This is a genomic window from Ruegeria intermedia (assembly GCF_900129345.1).
GTDB classification, from domain to species: Bacteria; Pseudomonadota; Alphaproteobacteria; order Rhodobacterales; family Rhodobacteraceae; genus Ruegeria; species Ruegeria intermedia.
In genome coordinates, this window is the sequence record NZ_FQVK01000008.1 from 100,720 (window position 1) to 119,190 (window position 18,471).

The following is an 18,471-nucleotide window of genomic DNA, read 5'->3' on the forward strand; positions in this document are numbered from 1 at the left end:
CACAAAGCGTTCCGTTGCAAGGCCCCGCGCACCGTCACCGCTGACGGCGCTTGCGCTCGACCTTGCGCTTGATCTTGTCCTTATTGCGCTTGGTGCTGACCGCCTTGCGCCGCGAGGGACGGCCCGGCTTTCCACGGCCGCCCCCGCGCGGCATTGGCTGATCGTCGATGGACAGCAGTTCCAGCTCCAGCCCGCCGGTTACCGGCGTGGCCTCGGTCAGGCGCACGGTCACACGCTGGCCGATGGCGATGGTCAGGCCGGTATCGGCCCCCATCAGGGTGCCGGCCTCGGCGTCGAAATGGAAGAACTCGCGCCCCAGCGACCGCACCGGCACCAGCCCGTCGGCCCCGGTTTCGTCCAGTTTGACGAAGGCTCCGAACCGGGCGATGCCGCTGATGCGGCCGGTGAACTCGTTGCCAACGCGCTCGCTCAGATAGGCCGCCAGATAGCGGTCGGTCGTGTCGCGCTCGGCCATCATCGAGCGGCGCTCGGTGTCCGAGATGTGGGTGGCAATCTCCTCCAGCCGCTCGATCTCGTCGGCGGTCAGACCGTCCTTGCCCCAGCCGTGGGCCGAGATCAGCGCCCGGTGCACGATCAGGTCGGCATAGCGGCGGATGGGCGAGGTGAAATGCGCGTAGTTGCGCAGCGCCAGCCCGAAATGGCCAAAGTTTTCAGGGCTGTAATAAGCCTGCGCCATCGACCGCAAGGTGCTGAGATTGATCAGCTCGGCATCTTCGGTGCCGGCGGCGGCATTCAGCAGCGCGTTCAGGTGACGGGTCTGCAGCACCTGCCCCTTGGCCAGGTTCAGCCCGGCGGCCTGCGCCGTCTCGCGCAGGCTTTCCAGCTTTTCGGGAGCGGGTTCCTCGTGCACCCGGAACAGAAGCGGGCTGCGCTTGGCGATCAGCGTCTCGGCGGCGGCCACGTTGGCCAGGATCATGAACTCCTCGATCAGCCGGTGCGCATCCAGCCGCTCGCGGAAGGCCACGCTTTCGACCTCGCCCTTGTCGTTCAGCACGATCTTGCGTTCCGGCAGGTCCAGATCCAGCGGCTGGCGTTCGTTGCGGGCCGTCTTCAGCGCGCTATAGGCGGCATAGAGCGGTTTCAGGACGCTCTCCAGCAGCGGCCCGGTTCGGTCATTGGGGGTGCCGTCGATGGCCGCCTGCACCTCGGCATAATGCAGAGACGCGGCCGAGCGCATCAGCCCCCGCACAAAGCGGTGGTCGATCTTGTTGCCGTTTGCATCGATCCGCATCCGCACCGCGATACAGGCGCGCGGCACGCCTTCGTGCAGCGAACACAGATCGCCCGACAGGCGGTCAGGCAGCATCGGCACGACGCGGTCGGGGAAATAGGTCGAGTTGCCTCGCTTGCGCGCCTCGCGGTCCAGCGCACTGCCGGGGCGCACATAGGCGGCCACATCGGCAATGGCGACCCAGATTACGTGACCGCCCGGGTTTTTCGGATCATCATCGGCATGGGCATAACAGGCGTCGTCATGGTCGCGCGCGTCTGATGGGTCGATTGTCAGCAGAGGGATGTCCCGCAGATCCTCGCGCCCTTTCAGCCCGACGGGCTTGGCCCGGTCGGCCTCGGCGATCACGTCATCGGGAAAATCGTCCGGGATGCCGTGCTGGTGGATCGCGATCAGCGACACCGCCTTGGGCGCGGACGGATCGCCCAGCCGTTCCACGATGCGCGCACGCGGCAGCCCCATACGATTTTTCGGCCCCGCCTGCTCGGCCTCGACCAGTTCGCCATCCTTGGCGCCCAGCGCCGCGCCTTCGGCCACCAGCCATTCGGTCGATCCGGCCTTGTCGATGGGCACGATGCGCCCGCCCTCGGCGCCCTTGCGGAAAATCCCCACGACCCGGCGCGGATTGGCGCCGATGCGGCGGATCAGGCGGGCCTCGTAATTGTGGTCTTCTTCATGCACCTGGGTCAGCCGGGCCAGGATGCGGTCACCCTCGCCCAGCGCCGGATCGCTGGCGCGCGGAATGATCAGCACGATCGGCTCGATCCCTTCGCCATGCCATTCCAGCGGCCGTGCGAACAGGTCGCCATCGGCGTTCGGCGCCTTGACCTGCAGCACGCTGACCGGCGGCAGGCGGTCCGGGTCGCGATAGCTGCGCTTGCGCTTTTCCAGATGGCCCTCGGCCTCAAGCTCTTTGAGGATCCGTTTCAGGTCGATCCGGTCCGCGCCCTTGATGCCAAAGGCCTTGGCAATGTCGCGTTTCGAGGTGAGCGTGGGGTTCGCCGAGATCCAGTCGAGGATCTCCTGCTTGGTCGGTATGCGTTTCATGTTTTCCGCCTAGCACGCCGATACGACCGCGTCATGACCAAAAAGCGGCCGGGCGCATCAATCGCTCAGGCGAAATAATCGGCCAGGATCCGGGCATAGATCGCCTTGAGCTGGCGGATCTGCTCGACCGGGGCGGATTCGTCCACCTGATGCATGGTGCGCCCGACCAGGCCGAACTCGACCACCGGGCAGTGGTCCTTGATGAACCGCGCGTCCGAAGTGCCCCCGGTGGTCGACAGCTCGGGCCGACGGCCGGTCTCGGCCTCGACGGCCCGGGCCACCAGATCCGACAGCGGCCCCGGCGGGGTCAGAAAGCTTTCGCCCGAGACCTTGATCCGCGTGTCGATCTGCACGCCGAACTCGGCCGTCACGTCAGCTGCCTGCGCCCTCAACCAGTCGCTGAGGCTGGCGCCGGTATGCAGTTCGTTGAACCGGATGTTCACCGCCCCACGGCACTGGGCGGGAATGACGTTGGTGGCCGCGTTGCCGGTGTCCATCGTGACCACGGCCAAGGTCGAGGCGTCGAAATGGTCCGTCCCCCGATCCAGCTCGTGACTGGCCAGCCGATCCATCAGCCGCGCCAGCGCGGGCAGCGGGTTTCTGGCGCGATGCGGATAGGCCGAATGGCCCTGCACGCCCGTCACCTCGAACCACGCGGTCATCGACCCGCGGCGGCCGATCTTCATCATCTCGCCCATCTCGTTGGGGCAGGTCGGCTCGCCCACCAGACAGACCGACATCCGCTCGTCCTGTGCCTGCATGTAGTCCAGCAGCGCGGTGGTGCCGTCCACCGCGTCGCCCTCCTCGTCCCCCGTGATGGTCAGGACGATCGCCCCGTCGGGCGGGGTGTCGCGCACGAAATCCACCGCGGCCGCGACAAAGGCCGCCACCCCCGATTTCATGTCGGTGGCGCCCCTGCCGTACAGAATGCCATCATGGATTTCCGCGCCGAACGGCGGGCGGGTCCATGCGGCCTCGTCGCCCACCGGCACCACGTCGGTATGCCCGTTGAACCCAAAACTGCGCGCATGCCCCTTGTCGCCCCACCGGGCGAACAGGTTGCAGACGCCGCCGCGATCGACCCGCGTGCAGGTGAAACCGGCCCGCGACAGGATATCTTCCAGCAGAACCAGCGCCCCGCCTTCCTCGGGTGTGACCGAAGGGCAACGGATCAGGTCTGCGGTCAACTGGACAGGGTCGGTCATTCGGGGGCCTCGCGGTTTCGGCATGGGACGGGTTCCCGCACAGATTCAACGAATTGGCAGCGAAGCCAACCCCAATCAGCGATATTCGGGGCGCTCCCCCCGAGAAACGGCAACAGGAATTCCCGGCCGATGACCCTGCGACGGCCTTGCCGCAACAGGGCAAATTGCGCTAGAGGGCCGCGAAACAGGTGAACCACCCATGACGCGCGCTCTTTTCGCATTAATCTGCCTGACCTTCGCGGTCATTGCACGAAACAGCCAGGCCGAAACGCTGACCGTCGCGACGGTGGACCGCCCCCCGTTCTCGTATGAAGCCGAGGGCGAGGATACCGGGTTTTCCATGGATCTGCTGGCCGCGCTGGCCGAGGAACTAGGCTGGGACTACTCGGTCGTCCGCATGGACACGTTCGGCGACATGCTGTCGGCGGTGGAAAACCGCGAGGCGGACATGGCCATCGCCAACATCTCGATCACCGCCGACCGCGAAGCCCGGATGGATTTCAGTCAGCCGATCTTCGAGGCCGGCCTGCAGATCATGGTGCCCTCGGATGCGACGCGCAGCCCGTCGCTGTTTCAGGCGCTGCTGTCGCGCGAACTGTTCATCGCCATCGGGCTGGCCTTTGCCATCCTGCTGGGTGGCGGCATGCTGATGTGGGGATTCGAACGCCGATCCCAACCCTATTTCGACCGCAACCTGAACGAGGCCTGGTTCCCGTCCTTCTGGTGGGCACTGAACCTGGTGGTCAATGGCGGGTTCGAAGAGCGGATGCCCCGCACCCCGTTCGGACGCATTCTGGGGGTGGTGCTGGTCGTATCCTCGCTGTTCATCGTGTCGGTGTTCACCGCGCGGATCACCTCGGTGATGACGGTGGACGCTATCACCAGCAACATCAACTCGGTCAACGACCTGTACGGCAAAAAGGTCGGGACGATCTCGGGGTCGACCGCCGCCAGTTTCCTGAACCGGCGCGAGATCGAATTCGTCGGCTATGAGGACCTCGACGGCATGTTGGCCGCCTTCAAGGACGAGGGACTGGACGCCGTCGTGTTCGACGCGCCGATCCTGTCCTATTTCGCAGCCCACGAGGGGCGCAAGATCGCAACCATGACCGGCGGCGTCTTCCTGCGCGAGAACTACGGCATCCTGTTCCCGACCGGGTCACCCCTGGACGAAGACGTCAACCGGGTGCTGCTGAGGTTGCGCGAGAACGGCACCTATGACCAGATCTATCGCAAGTGGTTCGGCACGCGCCACTAGCTGCCTTCGGGCTTGTCTCCGAAAAACGGTGTCATCTGCGCCACGATCACCGCGTTTTCATCCAGCGCCCTTTGCATCAGCGCGCGTTCGTCCGGGTCGATCTCGTGTCCCTGCGCCTCGCGTTCTTCCAGGGTGCCATAGCCGGTCACGTCCAGCGGGGCCGTATCGGCCTGCTTGAGAATGGCCACGGTTTCGCGCACGGCCTCGGCCTCGTCCACGCCGCTGGCATAGCACATCAGCGCCGCGCCGGTGGCGCCGTCGGGCAGGCCGTCGCCATCCTTGCGGCCAATCTGGACCAACAGAGTATAGACCTGCTGGCGCGAGGGTTTCTTTTGCTTTTCCATGCCGTGGGCCTTAGCCGGGGGCCGGTCGATGGTCAAGCATGGCAGCTGGACGCGGTTCCCGGATGCCGTGTCGTTTTTTGACGCGCTCAGGCCCACCGTCCGGTCAGACTGGTCCCGAAAAAACGACGGAGGACATCATGACCAAACGCGGCCGCTGCCTGTGCGGTGAAACCCGCTGGGAGTTTGAGGGCGCCGAGAGCTGGGGCTGCTATTGCCATTGTGACGATTGCCGCCGCAACTGCGCCGCGCCCGTGGTCGCGTGGATGGGCGTACCCTTGCGCAATTTCCGTTGGACCGCCGCAACACCGCGTAGTTTCGCCAGTTCGAAAGGCGTCCGGCGTCATTTCTGCGCAACCTGTGGCTCTCCGATGGGGTTCGAGGCTGACCACTATGAGGGCGGGATGCATCTGTACGCGGCCTCGCTGGAAGACCCGTCAGACTTTGCGCCGACCTTTCACGTCAACTATCAAGGCAAGCTGCCCTGGCTGGATCTGCGCGATGACTTGCCGAAATACGACGGCACCCTGCTGCACGCGCCCGAGGATCTCGCCGACTACGAGGCAGGATAGGTCGACCCTGCCAAAGAAAAGGCCGCGTATCAGAGCCGCGACCTTTGGGACGTTGCAACGCGATTGCGATCAATCGCGCAGCAGCTCGTTGATCCCGGTTTTCGAGCGGGTCTTTTCATCGACCCGCTTCACGATCACCGCGCAGTACAGGTTGATCCCGTTCTTCGACGGCATCGAACCGGACACCACCACCGAATAGGGCGGCACCTCGCCATAGAACACCTCGCCCGACTCGCGGTCGACGATCTTGGTGGACTGGCCGATATAGACGCCCATGCCCAGAACCGAGCCCTCGCGGATGATGCAGCCTTCGACCACCTCGGACCGCGCCCCGATAAAGCAGTTGTCCTCGATGATGGTCGGACCGGCCTGCATGGGTTCCAGCACGCCGCCGATGCCGACGCCGCCCGACAGGTGCACGTTCTTGCCGATCTGCGCGCAGGACCCGACCGTGGCCCAGGTATCGACCATCGTGCCTTCGTCCACATAAGCGCCGAGGTTCACGAAAGACGGCATCAGCACAACGCCCGGCGCGATATAGGCCGACTTGCGCACCACGCAGTTGGGCACCGCGCGGAAACCGGCCGCGCGCCACTGGTTTTCCCCCCAGCCGGCGAACTTGCTGTCGACCTTGTCCCACCAGCCGCCGCCCTGCGGGCCGCCGGACTGGATTTCCATGTCCTTGATGCGAAAGCCCAGCAGGACCGCCTTCTTGGCCCACTGGTTCACATGCCAGCTGCCATCGGCCTGCTTCTCGGCGACCCGCAGCGTGCCGCTGTCCAGCGCGTTCAGCGTGTCCTCGATCGCTTCGCGCTGTTCACCGGTGGTGGCGGGCGTGATCGTGTCGCGGGCCTCCCATGCGGCCTCGATGGCGGTTTCCAGTTGGGCGTTGGACATGGGGCTACTCCGTGCTGACTCTCGTTTGATTGGTGTTGCCTATATGAAAGCCGGGGCCAATGCGCAATGCGACGTTGGCGGGGCCATTTGCGGCCACCCGGTGCCAAAACCCGTCGGTCTCAGCTGGCGCGGCGGATATGGCGGGTCAGGATTGCGGTGGCGGTGGCGGTATCGCGGCGCTTCATCGCCTGCACGATGGCGGCGTGGTCTGTGTCTTTTCGCTGGACCCAGCGGTGACGCCAATGGGCGAACAGATGGCGGGCGCTGGCGATGTGCAGATCGTCGATCGTATGCAGCAGGCGCGGCCGCGCGCAGGGTGTCAGAATCGCCCGGTGGAAGGCGCGGTTCCGGGTTTCCCATTCGGGCATGTCCTGCGCCTCGTCGCAGGCGATGCGGGCCTTGTCGGCCGCCCTCAGGTCGGCCGAGGTCAGGTTCTGGATCGCGTGTTGCAGAGCGAGGGACTCCAAGGCCACGCGCATTTCGATCACCTCGCGCACCTCGGCCGGGTCGAGCGCGGTGACGCGCATGCCGCGCCGTGGTTCGCTGTGGGCCAGACCATGCGCCTGAAGCCGCAACAGTGCCTCGCGCACCGGGACATGGCTGGTGTCGAAGGCCCGCGCGATGTGGTCCTGCCGCAGTTTCTCACCCGCGGGCAGCTCGCCCGTGATGATGCGCTGGCTGAGCCGGTCATAGATGGAATCTGCGATCGTGGCGGTCATGGGATTTTATCTATAATCCCATGACCCGGGCCTCAAGGCGCAAATTCAGGCGGTCAGAGGGTCAGGTGCGATATTGCCCCCGCAGACCAGCACCGCGACCCGTTCGCCCGGTTCCGGCGTGTAGACACCCGAGGACAGAGCCGCCAGGGCCGTCGCGCCCGCCGGCTCGACCAGAATGCGATGCGCCTGCCACAGGCGCTGCTGCGCCTCGGCGATCGCGTCATCGCTGACCAGCACCGACGTCATCCCCTGCGCCAGTCCGAAACAGATGTCGCCGATCCGCCGCGCACCCAGCGCGTTGGCCGCGATGCCCGACACCGGAACATCCACCGGCGCGCCGGCCTGCAGCGCCGCGTTCAAGGCACAAGAGGTTTCCGGCTCGACCGCAACAACCTTGCGCGCGCCCTGAAACCAGGCCAGCGCCCCCGCGATCAGCCCACCGCCGCCCACCGCCACCAATACGGTATCGGCCTGCAGGCCCTGGCTGTCCCATTCCGCGAAACAGGTGCCCTGCCCGGCCACCGTTGCCGGAGCGTCATAGGCATGGATCTGCATCGCACCCGTGCGGGCCTCGTGTTCACGCGCCATCGTCAGGGCGTTTGCATATTCACCCGGCACCACGCTCAGATCGGCCCCGATCCGTTCGATCAGGGCAATCTTGGACGGGCCGGCCATCTCGGGCACGAAGATCTTGACCGGATGGCCCAGCGCCCCCGCCGCATAGGCCGCCGCCGCGCCGTGATTCCCGCCCGATGCAGCAACCACTCCGGCCGCGGGCACATCCGTGCTCAGCAAAGTATTGAACGCCCCGCGCGCCTTGAAGCTGCCGGTGTGCTGCAGGTGTTCCAGTTTCATCTCGACGGGATAGCCCAGCCCCAGACCGGCGCTGGCCATGACCGGCGTCACCTGTGCATGGCCGGCAATCCTCCGGGACGCCGCCGAAATCTCGTGTTTCCAATCCATTCTCATCTTTCCGTGACTGGCACTCTGCCCGCGAACCCTATAGCTGTTTGGAAAACACGCAAGCAGGGAACGCCCAGCAATGAAAGATCAACGCCTCAGCCCCTTTCGCGACGCCCAGACCGACCGCTCGACCGCAAGCGAGGTTCCGGACACGCCGCAGACACGGTCGCCCTCGTACCGGCTGGCCTTTGCCGATGAAGAATTCCTGCTGCGCAACGAGCTGCGCCCCGTGCGCCTGCAACTGGAGTTGCTGAAGCCCGAGCTGAACATTTCCGAGCGCGAGATCACGTCGACCATCGTGATGTTCGGCGGCGCGCGCATCCCGGAGCCGTCCAAAAAGGACGGCGCGCGGACCAAGACCCTGGCCGAGCTGTCGAAATACTATGACGAGGCGCGCGAATTCGCCCGCCTGATGACCGAGAAATCCAAGCTGTCCGGCTGCCGCGAGAACGTGATCGTCACCGGCGGCGGCCCCGGTGTGATGGAGGCCGGCAACCGCGGCGCCCATGATGCCGGCGGCTGCTCGATCGGGCTGAACATCGTGCTGCCGCACGAACAGGCCCCGAACCAGTACGTCACGCCGGATCTGTGTTTCAACTTCCACTATTTCGCCATCCGCAAGATGCATTTCCTGATGCGCGCCCGCGCGATCACCATCTTCCCCGGCGGGTTCGGCACCATGGACGAGATGTTCGAATCCCTCACCCTCATCCAGACCGGTCGGATGGAGCGCGTGCCCTTCCTGCTGTTCGGTCGCGACTTCTGGGAACGGGTGATCAACTGGAAAGCCCTGGCCGATGCCGGCACGATTTCCGAACAGGATCTGGACCTCTTCCGCTTTGTCGAAACCGCGCAAGAGGCGGTCGACATCATCGAGCGCTGGGAACCCGCCCCGCCGCGCAGCGACATTCCCGGGCGCTGAGCGATGGCCCGCACCCCCAAGACCGGCGAGATGCTGCACCTGCGCGGCAATGCCCTGAGCAAAGGCGAGCCGGTGGCCCTGCCGCTGACCCAAAGCAGCATGTTCCACATGCCCGGCGCGCCGGACGGGCACCCGACCTATGGCCGTGCGGACAACCCGACCTGGACGCAGGTCGAGCATGTGCTGGCGCATCTCGAAGACGCGCCCTGCCTGATCTTTCCGTCCGGCATGGGCGCGATTTCGGCCGCACTGTTCGCCACCGTGCGGGCGGGGTCGCGTATCCTGATCCCGTCGGACGGGTATTATGTAACCCGCCTGCTGGCCGACCGGTTCCTCGCCCCGCTGGGCGTGTCGGTCGAAGAGCGCCCCACGACCGCATTCGCGCAGGGTGGATTCGACGGGTTCGATGTTGTCTTCGTCGAAAGCCCGTCCAACCCCGGGCTCGACATGATCGACTTGGCGCAGGTGGCCCGCGACGTGCGCGCCGTGGGGGGCATCACCATCGCCGACAACACGACGCTGACCCCGCTGGGACAGCGCCCGCTGGACCTGGGCATCGACATCGTCGTCGCCTCGGACACCAAGGCGATGGGCGGGCATTCCGACCTGCTGATGGGCCATGTGGCCAGCCGCAATGCCCAGATCATGGAGCGGGTCGAGGAATGGCGCCGCATCTCGGGCGCGATCCCCGGCCCGCACGAAGCCTGGTTGCTGCATCGCGGGCTGGAGACGCTGGACGTCCGGTTCGACCGCATGTGCAGCTCGGCGCAGGTTCTGGCCGAACGGCTGGCCAGTCACCCGGCCGTCAGCCAGATCCGCTATCCCGGCCTGCCGTCGGACCCGTCGCACGATCTGGCCCGCAAACAGACCGCGCGGTTCGGTTTTCTGCTGACGATCACGCTGGCCTCGGAAGACCAGGCCGAACGGTTCATCAATGGCTGCCCGCTGTTGCGCCCGGCCACGTCCTTTGGCGGCGTGCACAGCTCGGCCGAGCGGCGCGCACGCTGGGGGGATCAGGTCGATCCCGGTTTCGTGCGCCTGTCGGTCGGGTGCGAGCCGGTGGACGAGCTGTGGCAGGCCCTGAACGACAGCCTGAAGGCGCTGGCCTAGGCCCTATTTCCTGGGCTCGCGCAGTTCGGTGAACACATAGATCGGCAAGACGATTCCGGCGATCAGGGCGCCCAGCCACACCAGCAGCGTCGCCGCCAGCAGGTTCGAGATGCCGCCCACCGTCAGCCCAGCGGTGACCAGGTCGGTGACCAGCAGGCCCACGAAGGTGACCACCAGCGCGATGCCGCCCTTCAGCGCCGGCACGTTCTTTTCCCCGATCTTCAGGATCAATGGCTCGGCCACGACCTGAACCAGGGTGAACACGATCACCACCACGATGAAGGACACCGGCTTGATCGAAAAGCCGGTCAGCAACAGGCTGGCCAGCAACAGACCGATGGCATTGCCCGCCAACAGGGCCAGGGCCGACTTGATTCTGCGAGACATGCGATTGACTCCCTCCGAAACAGCTCGAAACATGCGAACAGTATCAGGATGCCGGAAATTTTCGAGAAAATTCAAACTGCTCGGCGTTCGGACCTGTTGAAATTCCATGACAAGACACAATCTGAAGGGTTAACTGCCAACGACTTCCACTGGCGAAACCAATCAGAAACGAGAGTTACATGAGCGACGATCCATATTCGGTGTTGGGCGTCTCGAAAGACGCCAGTGCTGCCGAAATCAAGAAAGCCTACCGGCGCATCGCCAAGGACTGCCACCCCGACCTCAAGCCCGGGGACGCCAAGGCCGAGGCGCGGTTCAAGGCCGCCGCGGCCGCCTATGACCTGCTGAAGGACCCCGAAACCCGGGCCAAGTTCGACCGGGGCGAGATCGACGCCTCGGGCCAGGAACGCCCGCAGCAGCAATATTACCGCGAATATGCCGAAACCGCGGGCAACCCCTATCGCTCGGGCGGCGGGTTTCAGGATGACGACATGTCGGACATCTTTGCCCAGTTCTTCGGCAACCGGCGTGGCGGCGGCTTCGGCGGGGCACGCACACATGAATTCCACGCGCCAGGCCACGACGTGAACTACAGCCTGCAGATCAGCTTCCTGGACGCGGTCTTTGGCGCCACGCAAAAGCTGACCCTGCCCAATGGCGACCGGATCGAGGTGAAGATCCCCGCCGGCATCACCGACGGCCAGACCATCCGCCTGCGCGGCAAGGGCGCGCCGGGCTATGGTGAAGGCCCGCCGGGCGACGCGCTGGTCACGATCCGCGTGGCCGAGCACCCGGTGTTCAAGCGCGAGGGCGACGACATCCGCATCACCCTGCCGATCACCATCGACGAGGCCGTTCTGGGCGGCAAGGTCCCCGCGCCCACGATCGACGGCCGGGTGAACGTGACCGTGCCCGAGGGCACCAGCAGCGGCAAGACCCTGCGCCTGCGAGGCAAAGGCGTCAGGAAACGCGGCTCGGACAAACGCGGCGACCAGCTGATCGAGCTGAGCGTGGTGATGCCCGACAAGATCGATGACGAGCTGAAGCAGTTCATGCAGAACTGGCGCAAGTCGCACAGCTATGATCCGCGGAAAGGAATGCCGGCATGACCCGTTCTCTGACCGAAGCCGAACTGATCGAAGCCGTCCAGAACCTGACGTCCGAGCGGTTGTCCCGGTTCCTGTCCGCCCGGATCGTGATCCCGCGCCAGTCCGACCGGGGGCTGGTCTACGAACGCCTGGACATGGCCCGCCTGCAACTGGCCTGCGAATTGGACGACCAGTACGAGATGGAGCCCGACGCCCTGTCGATGGTGCTGTCGCTGATCGACCAGATGCACGGCCTGCGGGCCGAACTGCGCGAGGTGCTGCGCGCCATCGACGCCCAACCCGACCCGGTGCGCAGCCAGCTGGTCGAACGGATCGGAACAGCGCGGTTCCGTCGCAGCTAGGGCCTGTGTGCAAGGCGGGTTTGCCCTTCTGGACTCGGTGGTTTTGCCTTAGAAGGCGCCATCGAGTCGGAACCGGGTACTGCGATGACACGGACCAAATCGGAACTGCTGATGCCTGCGGGCAATCTGCGCAAGCTGAAACTGGCCATCCTGTACGGGGCGGATGCGGTGTATCTGGGCACGCCCGACATGTCCCTGCGCACCAAGTCCGAGTTTTCGCTGGACGAGGTGATCGAAGGGGTCGAGTTCTGCCACGCGCATGGCCGCCGCGCCTATCTGACGCTGAACCTGTTCTCGCACAACAAGGACATCCCCAAGCTGGACGAATACATCGACACCGTCCGCAAGGTGCGGCCCGACGGGTTGATCATCGCCGACCCCGGCGTGTTCCAGTACGTGCGCGACCGCGCGCCGGAACTGCCGCTGCATATCTCTACCCAGGCCAATATCTGTTCGTGGCTGTCGGTGAAGTTCTGGCAGGATCAGGGGGCCGAACTGGTGGTGCTGGCGCGCGAGGTCTCGTACCCCGAACTGGTGGAAATCCGCGAGAAATGCCCCGACATCCGGCTCGAGGCCTTCGTGCACGGCGCCATGTGCATGACCTATTCGGGCCGCTGCCTGCTGTCGAATTTCATGGCGGAACGTGGCGCCAACCAGGGCAACTGCGCCAATTCCTGCCGCTGGAACTATGCGCTGAAGCTGCGGCTGAAGGACGGCACCCATCAGGAACTGCGGATCACCGAGGAAAACGCCGACCTGTTCGAGTTTCTGCTGGAAGAGGGCTGCCGCCCGGGTGAACTGATGCCGATCGAAGAAGACGGTCGCGGCTCGTATATCCTCAATTCGCGCGATCTGTGCATCATGCCGAAACTGGACGAATATCTGAAGATCGGTGTCGACAGCCTCAAGGTCGAGGGGCGCGGCAAGTCGGAATATTATGCCGCCATCGTCGCGCGCGCCTATCGCATGGCCATAGACGACTACTATGCCGACCCCGAGAACTGGGACCCGAAGCCGTACATGCGCGAGTTGGAGACCGTGGGAAACCGCGGCTACACGCTGGCCTTTCACGAAGGGCGGCTGACCAACTACGCGCATGACTACGAACACACCGCGACCATCGCCCAATGGGAATATGCCGGACTGGTGACCGACGTGACCGAGGATGCCTTCCTGGTCGAGGTGAAGAACAAGCTTGAACCCGGCGACGTGCTGGATTTCGTCTCGCCCATCTCGCGCGAGACGGTCCTGCTGCGCGTCTACGAATTCGAACGCGCCAGTGACCGCGCCAGGCTGGACGTGGTGCATGGCAGCACGAAAACCGTGATCCGCCTGCCGTTTGCCCTGTTCGATCACGAAGACCCCGACGACCTGCGCGCCCGTTTCCCGGTGTATTCGGTGCTGCGCAAGGAACGCGCCCTGACCGACGAACATTGGAGCCGCATCCGCTTTGACAAGCTGGTGCAGGGGTTGGAAACCTCGGGGCGCGACAATCCCGCGGCCTATGCCCGCCGTCGGGACGAGCTGGTGGAGAAGATCGGCCAGGACGGCACCGCGCGCCGGTTCAAGACCAACCGCGTGGGCACCGAGGGCTGCTGCGGCAAGGGGTGCAACGGCTGTCTGATCTTCTGGCAGGATGACAAATACGCGCTGGCGCGCGAGGTTCTGTCAAAACGCAAGCAGGGCGAACAGCTCAGCCGGCGCGAGGCCGCCGCCCTGAAACTGCCCGGTGACGCGGCCCGCGATCAGTTGCCGACGCGGTAATCCTCGGGCACGAAGAACGTATAGTCCCGGTCGGCCACCGCTTCGTGGCAGTCATGGCAATAGGCAACCGCCCCCGCGCGATCCCCCATCGTGTCGCCGAACAGCGACCCGTCGGGCATCACCATGACATAGCGCCAGTCGGCGGTGTCGGGGCTGGTGCCTTCGGGCAGTTTCTCCATCACGAACAAGGCGCCGGGATGCACCCGGCCCTCGGCCGTGGCGGTCATGCTGTCCTTGGCCAGAACCGAGCCCACGGGCAGCTTTTCCCCCGGTTGCAACGTGCCGTAATTGTGGGCCATCCGGTTGGCATAGCTGTTGACGTAGCGCTGCCCATGCGTGGCCGACAGGTACGGCGCATCGTTGAACAACGGCCAGTTCTGATAGTTCATCAGTTGATCCAGATGCGCCGTGGCATAGCCGCGATCCATCTGTTTCCTGAGGGCGCGATAGTGCTGCCGCGCGTCCTCTTTGCTCAGGTCCGCCGGGTTCTCGATCGCCAAGTGCGCGTCCCGGCCGTTTTCCTGGGCCAAAGCCACCGCCACGATCAGGCCGGAAAGACCCATGACCGTCGCGCACAGTTTCACCAATCCGTTCATCATTCGGCCCACCTCCATCCCAGGTTTGCCTGACAACCGCCGATTTCCCCGACAAATGTAAGCGGACTGGACGAAACGCACCAGGACCGGACTGTCCATCTCACCGTCTTGTGCGCAAGGGTTACTGACGCGCAGGCGCGCGCCCTTCACCTGACCAGACTACCAAATCCAGCGCTGGAATCACACACCATTTGCCCGCGAACCCGTGGGCGTGGGATCAACCTTTCAACCCGGCCTCGGCCTCGATCTGGCGGCGCGACTTGCGGGCGCGCTCGGTAGCCGATTTCAATTGACCGCAGGCGGCCATGATGTCCTCGCCCCGCGTCTTGCGGATGGGCGAGGCGTACCCGGCCTGATAGATGATGTTGGCAAAGGCCCGGATCCGGTTGTTCGAGCTGCGCTTGTAGGGCGCGCCGGGCCATTCGTTGAACGGGATCAGGTTGATCTTGGCCGGAATGTCGTGGCGCTTGATGTGGTCGATCAGGCGATGCGCGTCCTCGTCGCTGTCGTTCACGCCGTCCAGCATCACGTATTCAAAGGTGATCCGCTCGGAATTCGACGCGTTGGGATAGCTGGCAAGCGCCTGCAGCAGTTCCTCGATGTTCCAACGTTTGTTGATCGGGACCAGAACATCGCGCACCTCGTCCGTGGTGGCGTGGAACGAGATCGCCAGCAGGCAGCCGATCTCTTCCGCCGTGCGGGCGATTTCGGGTACCACGCCCGAGGTCGACAGGGTGATCCGCCGGCGCGACAGGGAAATGCCCTCGGGATCCATCGCGATCTTCATCGCGTCGCGGACGTTCTCGAAATTGTAGAGCGGCTCGCCCATGCCCATCAGCACGATGTTGGACAGCAGGCGCGTCTCGTTCTTGGGCGCGCCCGGGGTGGGCCATTCGCCCAGATCGTCGCGCGCCATCATCACCTGACCGATGATCTCGGCGGCGGTCAGGTTGCGCACCAGCTTCTGCGTTCCGGTGTGGCAGAACGAACAGGTCAGCGTGCAGCCCACCTGCGACGAGATGCACAGCGTGCCGCGATCCTCTTCGGGGATGTAGACGACCTCGACCTCGTGCCCGCCGGCGATGCGCACCAGGTATTTGCGGGTGCCGTCGGACGAGATCTGTCGGGTGACGACCTCGGGGATTTCGATCACGAAATGCTCGGCCAGCTGCGCGCGATAGGCCTTGGCCAGATTGGTCATCTGGTCAAAGTCGCGCACGCCCCATTGATAGATCCACTGCCAGATCTGGTTCACCCGCATCTTGGCCTGCTTTTCCGGGGTGCCGTGTTCGATCAGGACCTCGCGCAGCCGGTCGCGGGTGAGGCCCACAAGGTTGATCTTTCCCTCGGGCAATTTGCGGGGAATGGTCACGACATCCTGGGTGATCGGCGCTTTGGCGGTCATGGTGGGTCTCGGGCGTTCTGGCTTGGGATGCGCCTCTATATAGGAACGCCGGCAAAGATCAAAAGGATTCGTGCACCCCAGGTGTCAGTTCGCGAACCGCAGCAGCTCGGTCACCCGCGCCCGCCCCAGCTCGACCCGGCACGAGGTGATCGCGATACCCGTCCCCGATCCGCCACCATAAGACGCGCCCACCGCCTCGCATTGGGCGTCGCGATAGGCCTGCCACGCGGCCTGAGAGGCCTCGAGCGCGGTCAGCGCGACGGTGCGCCCGGTGACCGCGTCCAGTTCCTTCGCAGCATCGGCCGCAAGACCGAAGGCCTGCACCAAAGCGGCCTCGACATTGGTTTCTGCCTGACCGACGCAGGCGCCGATCTCGACCTGCGATCCGGCATCGGTGCATTCCAACGCGGGGTCCGCGAAAACCGATGCCGGAACACATATTACTGCCCAAACCCAACGCATGGCTGACCCTTTCATCGCTGTGCACTGAAACGAACGTTAGCACGGCCGAAGGGTTTGGGCACATTTCAACCGCGCGACGCGCCTACAGCCCCGCCGGCGGGATGTAACAATCCTCGACGTCCAGTTTCTTGACCGGATCGTTCGGGCCGCATTGCTCACCCGTGACCGGGTAGGTGTCGGCAGATTTCTCGCAGGCACTCAGAACGGCGGCGGCGGCGAGCATGAGAACAAGAAACGGTTTGACAGTCATGGTTTGGCTCCATCGATTTGAACTGAACCGGATTGTTCAGGTTCAAGCCGCTTCGGCCTTGATACGGATCAAATCGAGACAACGACGTCGCGGAAACCTGCGTCGAAAAAGCTCCGCCGGATGGGCGGAGCCTTTGCAGCGAGCCAAGAACGGACCTTACTGCTGGGTGCAGCGCTTCTCGGCCTCTTCGATGGCCGCGGTGAAGCCCAGCAGCGAAAAGGTATCCTTGGTCTGGGTGCCACGCGCCGAGCGCGCAGTCAGGACGGCCTCGGTACCGCGCTTCATCGCGGTCACGATCTTGGCGTCATCCGCGGCGCTGGCCGGCCAGGCCCATTCACCTTCGGTGAACAGCTCGAATTCGTTGTCGTCGATCTTCAGGTTCACGGTCGATCCCGGCGCAAAGGGATACCCGCCGGTAAAGGTCACCTGCCCTTTGACATCGGCCTTGGGGCGGTAGAACACGAACAGCAGAATGTCGCTGCGCCGCACCGACACGACCCGCCCGCCGCGGGTGTTCACCGTTTCCTTGGGCGCCGAGACGCTCCAGCACTCGGTCGGATCGTCCTCGACGAAAACGCTCCAGTCGGTCTTTGCCGCCACCCGGTTGGTGCTTGTCGCCTGCTGGGCGATTGCGGTCGTGGCCATCCCCGCCACGCAAAGGCCCGCGATCACGCGGACGAGCTTCGATCTCATCTGTTCAGCCTCCTGGCTCGACCCACACCTCAACTCCACCCCGGATGGCCGCGAACCCTGCCGGTTCGTCTGTTGCAGTTGCGCATCCGGGTGTTTGCCGACATACACACACTAACGCAGGTTTCACCACAGGCGAAAGAGCGATTGGCAGAATTTTGCGCACATTCCGGAGGGACGACATGACGCAACCCGTACCGATGACCGAGCTGTGGCGGGGACCGATGTTGGAGAGCCTTCATCTTGGCCATGCGGTGATCTGCGACGACAGCGGCCAGATCGTGCGCAGCTGGGGCGATCCGAACGCGGTGATCTATCCGCGGTCGTCGGCCAAGATGATCCAGGCGCTGCCGCTGATCACCTCGGGCGCGGCGGCCAAATACGGACTTGGCTCCGAGCATCTGGCGCTGGCCTGCGCCTCGCACAACGGCGCGGCGATCCATACCGAACGCGTGACCGCCTGGCTGGATCACCTGGGCCTGTCCGAGCCCGATCTGCGCTGCGGCCCGCAGGAGCCGGCCGACATGGCCGCGCGCGACGGCCTGATCCTGGCCGACGACACGCCCTGCCAGATCCACAACAACTGCTCGGGCAAGCATTGCGGGTTCGTTACCTTGGCCCAGCACATGGGCGCAGGCCCGGAATATATCGAGATCGACCACCCCGTGCAGCAGGCCTGCCTGTCGGCCTTCGAAGAGGCCACGGGCGAGGACAGCCCGTGTTACGGGATCGACGGCTGCTCGGCGCCCAATTTCGCCACTTCGCTGGTGGGGCTGGCGCGGTCGATGGCGTGGTTTGCCTCGGCCGGCGACCGGTCGGACCGGGCCAGCGACGCGGCGCAGCAACTGACAGCCGCGATGATGAAACATCCCGAACTGGTGGCCGGCGAAACCCGCGCCTGCACCGAACTGATGCGGGCGATGAACGGCCGTGCCGCGATCAAGACCGGGGCCGAGGCCGTGTTCGTGGCCATCATCCCGGAAAAGAAGATGGGCGTGGCGCTGAAGATCACCGATGGCGCCACCCGCGCCAGCGAATGCGCCATTGCCGCCATTCTCGTCAGCCTCGGCGTGCTCGAGGCCGATCACCCGGCCACGCGCAAATTCATGAACGCCACGCAATACAGCCGCCGCGGGCTGGAATGCGGCGTGATCCGCCCCGCGCCGGGTTTCCCCGGCTGA

Annotated in this window: 20 protein-coding genes; 8 read left to right on the forward strand and 12 right to left on the reverse strand. The window is 64.9% G+C overall.

Annotated elements, in window-relative coordinates; translation table 11 throughout:
- Positions 1 to 34 precede the first annotated feature (34 nt).
- Positions 35 to 2,299 (reverse strand): ribonuclease R, encoded by a 2,265-nt coding sequence (gene rnr, locus F3H26_RS07895; protein WP_149775511.1) that lies wholly within the window; start codon positions 2,297 to 2,299, stop codon positions 35 to 37.
- A gap of 65 nt (positions 2,300 to 2,364) precedes the next feature.
- Positions 2,365 to 3,504: a succinyl-diaminopimelate desuccinylase gene (dapE, locus tag F3H26_RS07900; RefSeq protein ID WP_149775512.1), complete on the reverse strand. Its 1,140-nt coding sequence runs from the start codon at positions 3,502 to 3,504 to the stop codon at positions 2,365 to 2,367.
- 199 nt (positions 3,505 to 3,703) lie between these two features.
- On the opposite strand from dapE, the gene F3H26_RS07905 reads away from it, so the two are divergent.
- Entirely contained in the window at positions 3,704 to 4,762 is a 1,059-nt protein-coding gene (locus F3H26_RS07905) for a transporter substrate-binding domain-containing protein (RefSeq protein WP_149775513.1), read from the forward strand.
- Here the strand turns inward: F3H26_RS07905 and F3H26_RS07910 are convergent.
- A complete protein-coding gene (locus F3H26_RS07910) occupies positions 4,759 to 5,106 on the reverse strand; it encodes a hypothetical protein (protein WP_149775514.1) in 348 nt (115 codons plus the stop codon). The genes F3H26_RS07905 and F3H26_RS07910 overlap by 4 nt on opposite strands.
- A gap of 137 nt (positions 5,107 to 5,243) precedes the next feature.
- On the opposite strand from F3H26_RS07910, the gene F3H26_RS07915 reads away from it, so the two are divergent.
- Positions 5,244 to 5,675, forward strand: a complete 432-nt coding sequence (locus F3H26_RS07915; RefSeq protein ID WP_149775515.1) for a GFA family protein — start codon at positions 5,244 to 5,246, stop codon at positions 5,673 to 5,675.
- A gap of 69 nt (positions 5,676 to 5,744) precedes the next feature.
- Here F3H26_RS07915 and dapD read toward each other — a convergent pair whose 3' ends face one another.
- The 3 genes from dapD to F3H26_RS07930 form a co-directional block, all read right to left on the reverse strand.
- On the reverse strand, positions 5,745 to 6,572 hold the full coding sequence (gene dapD, locus F3H26_RS07920; protein WP_149775516.1) for a 2,3,4,5-tetrahydropyridine-2,6-dicarboxylate N-succinyltransferase: 828 nt from the start codon (positions 6,570 to 6,572) through the stop codon (positions 5,745 to 5,747).
- Positions 6,573 to 6,691: 119 nt separating this feature from the next.
- Positions 6,692 to 7,291 carry a GntR family transcriptional regulator gene (locus tag F3H26_RS07925; protein ID WP_149775517.1) on the reverse strand — a complete coding sequence of 200 codons (600 nt, stop codon included), beginning with the start codon at positions 7,289 to 7,291 and terminating at the stop codon, positions 6,692 to 6,694.
- Between the two features lie 45 nt (positions 7,292 to 7,336).
- The gene (locus F3H26_RS07930) at positions 7,337 to 8,254 is read right to left on the reverse strand and encodes a threonine/serine dehydratase (protein ID WP_149775518.1); all 918 of its coding nucleotides are present in this window, start codon (positions 8,252 to 8,254) and stop codon (positions 7,337 to 7,339) included.
- A gap of 79 nt (positions 8,255 to 8,333) precedes the next feature.
- Between F3H26_RS07930 and F3H26_RS07935 the strand changes: the two genes are divergently transcribed.
- Together F3H26_RS07935 and F3H26_RS07940 are read left to right on the forward strand one after the other, a co-directional pair.
- A complete protein-coding gene (locus F3H26_RS07935; protein WP_149775519.1) occupies positions 8,334 to 9,176 on the forward strand; it encodes an LOG family protein in 843 nt (280 codons plus the stop codon).
- Between the two features lie 3 nt (positions 9,177 to 9,179).
- Positions 9,180 to 10,286, forward strand: a complete 1,107-nt coding sequence (locus F3H26_RS07940; RefSeq protein WP_149775520.1) for a cystathionine gamma-lyase — start codon at positions 9,180 to 9,182, stop codon at positions 10,284 to 10,286.
- Positions 10,287 to 10,289: 3 nt separating this feature from the next.
- On the opposite strand, the gene F3H26_RS07945 is transcribed toward F3H26_RS07940, so the two are convergent.
- The gene (locus F3H26_RS07945; RefSeq protein ID WP_149775521.1) at positions 10,290 to 10,673 is read right to left on the reverse strand and encodes a hypothetical protein; all 384 of its coding nucleotides are present in this window, start codon (positions 10,671 to 10,673) and stop codon (positions 10,290 to 10,292) included.
- Positions 10,674 to 10,852: 179 nt separating this feature from the next.
- On the opposite strand from F3H26_RS07945, the gene F3H26_RS07950 reads away from it, so the two are divergent.
- From F3H26_RS07950 to F3H26_RS07960, 3 genes are all read left to right on the forward strand, one after another.
- The gene (locus tag F3H26_RS07950; RefSeq protein ID WP_149775522.1) at positions 10,853 to 11,782 is read left to right on the forward strand and encodes a DnaJ C-terminal domain-containing protein; all 930 of its coding nucleotides are present in this window, start codon (positions 10,853 to 10,855) and stop codon (positions 11,780 to 11,782) included.
- Positions 11,779 to 12,123: a hypothetical protein gene (locus F3H26_RS07955; RefSeq protein ID WP_149775523.1), complete on the forward strand. Its 345-nt coding sequence runs from the start codon at positions 11,779 to 11,781 to the stop codon at positions 12,121 to 12,123. The genes F3H26_RS07950 and F3H26_RS07955 overlap by 4 nt, the downstream gene beginning before the upstream one ends.
- Before the next feature lie 84 nt (positions 12,124 to 12,207).
- On the forward strand, positions 12,208 to 13,887 hold the full coding sequence (locus F3H26_RS07960) for a U32 family peptidase (RefSeq protein WP_149775524.1): 1,680 nt from the start codon (positions 12,208 to 12,210) through the stop codon (positions 13,885 to 13,887).
- On the opposite strand, the gene F3H26_RS07965 is transcribed toward F3H26_RS07960, so the two are convergent.
- The 5 genes from F3H26_RS07965 to F3H26_RS07980 all read right to left on the reverse strand — a co-directional run bounded on the left by F3H26_RS07965 (position 13,869) and on the right by F3H26_RS07980 (position 17,293).
- Positions 13,869 to 14,486, reverse strand: a complete 618-nt coding sequence (locus tag F3H26_RS07965; RefSeq protein ID WP_223162463.1) for a cytochrome P460 family protein — start codon at positions 14,484 to 14,486, stop codon at positions 13,869 to 13,871. The two genes, F3H26_RS07960 and F3H26_RS07965, sit on opposite strands and share 19 nt — an antisense overlap.
- A 214-nt stretch (positions 14,487 to 14,700) precedes the next feature.
- Complete coding sequence (gene rlmN / locus F3H26_RS07970) at positions 14,701 to 15,888, reverse strand: 23S rRNA (adenine(2503)-C(2))-methyltransferase RlmN (RefSeq protein ID WP_149775526.1); 1,188 nt, start codon at positions 15,886 to 15,888, stop codon at positions 14,701 to 14,703.
- A gap of 84 nt (positions 15,889 to 15,972) precedes the next feature.
- Positions 15,973 to 16,293: a lysozyme inhibitor LprI family protein gene (locus F3H26_RS07975; protein WP_149775527.1), complete on the reverse strand. Its 321-nt coding sequence runs from the start codon at positions 16,291 to 16,293 to the stop codon at positions 15,973 to 15,975.
- A gap of 139 nt (positions 16,294 to 16,432) precedes the next feature.
- Entirely contained in the window at positions 16,433 to 16,600 is a 168-nt protein-coding gene (locus F3H26_RS19440; protein WP_188127725.1) for a hypothetical protein, read from the reverse strand.
- A gap of 156 nt (positions 16,601 to 16,756) precedes the next feature.
- A complete protein-coding gene (locus tag F3H26_RS07980) occupies positions 16,757 to 17,293 on the reverse strand; it encodes an invasion associated locus B family protein (RefSeq protein WP_005980340.1) in 537 nt (178 codons plus the stop codon).
- Between the two features lie 179 nt (positions 17,294 to 17,472).
- Between F3H26_RS07980 and F3H26_RS07985 the strand changes: the two genes are divergently transcribed.
- Positions 17,473 to 18,471, forward strand: coding sequence for an asparaginase (locus tag F3H26_RS07985; RefSeq protein ID WP_149775528.1), 999 nt, complete (start codon positions 17,473 to 17,475; stop codon positions 18,469 to 18,471).

Coding starts and splice junctions, on each gene's coding strand:
- rnr (WP_149775511.1), bottom strand. CDS start 2,299: ATGAAACGCATACCGACCAAGCAGGAGATCCTCGACTGGATCTCGGCG.
- dapE (WP_149775512.1), bottom strand. CDS start 3,504: ATGACCGACCCTGTCCAGTTGACCGCAGACCTGATCCGTTGCCCTTCG.
- F3H26_RS07905 (WP_149775513.1), top strand. CDS start 3,704: ATGACGCGCGCTCTTTTCGCATTAATCTGCCTGACCTTCGCGGTCATT.
- F3H26_RS07910 (WP_149775514.1), bottom strand. CDS start 5,106: ATGGAAAAGCAAAAGAAACCCTCGCGCCAGCAGGTCTATACTCTGTTG.
- F3H26_RS07915 (WP_149775515.1), top strand. CDS start 5,244: ATGACCAAACGCGGCCGCTGCCTGTGCGGTGAAACCCGCTGGGAGTTT.
- dapD (WP_149775516.1), bottom strand. CDS start 6,572: ATGTCCAACGCCCAACTGGAAACCGCCATCGAGGCCGCATGGGAGGCC.
- F3H26_RS07925 (WP_149775517.1), bottom strand. CDS start 7,291: ATGACCGCCACGATCGCAGATTCCATCTATGACCGGCTCAGCCAGCGC.
- F3H26_RS07930 (WP_149775518.1), bottom strand. CDS start 8,254: ATGGATTGGAAACACGAGATTTCGGCGGCGTCCCGGAGGATTGCCGGC.
- F3H26_RS07935 (WP_149775519.1), top strand. CDS start 8,334: ATGAAAGATCAACGCCTCAGCCCCTTTCGCGACGCCCAGACCGACCGC.
- F3H26_RS07940 (WP_149775520.1), top strand. CDS start 9,180: ATGGCCCGCACCCCCAAGACCGGCGAGATGCTGCACCTGCGCGGCAAT.
- F3H26_RS07945 (WP_149775521.1), bottom strand. CDS start 10,673: ATGTCTCGCAGAATCAAGTCGGCCCTGGCCCTGTTGGCGGGCAATGCC.
- F3H26_RS07950 (WP_149775522.1), top strand. CDS start 10,853: ATGAGCGACGATCCATATTCGGTGTTGGGCGTCTCGAAAGACGCCAGT.
- F3H26_RS07955 (WP_149775523.1), top strand. CDS start 11,779: ATGACCCGTTCTCTGACCGAAGCCGAACTGATCGAAGCCGTCCAGAAC.
- F3H26_RS07960 (WP_149775524.1), top strand. CDS start 12,208: ATGACACGGACCAAATCGGAACTGCTGATGCCTGCGGGCAATCTGCGC.
- F3H26_RS07965 (WP_223162463.1), bottom strand. CDS start 14,486: ATGATGAACGGATTGGTGAAACTGTGCGCGACGGTCATGGGTCTTTCC.
- rlmN (WP_149775526.1), bottom strand. CDS start 15,888: ATGACCGCCAAAGCGCCGATCACCCAGGATGTCGTGACCATTCCCCGC.
- F3H26_RS19440 (WP_188127725.1), bottom strand. CDS start 16,600: ATGACTGTCAAACCGTTTCTTGTTCTCATGCTCGCCGCCGCCGCCGTT.
- F3H26_RS07980 (WP_005980340.1), bottom strand. CDS start 17,293: ATGAGATCGAAGCTCGTCCGCGTGATCGCGGGCCTTTGCGTGGCGGGG.
- F3H26_RS07985 (WP_149775528.1), top strand. CDS start 17,473: ATGACGCAACCCGTACCGATGACCGAGCTGTGGCGGGGACCGATGTTG.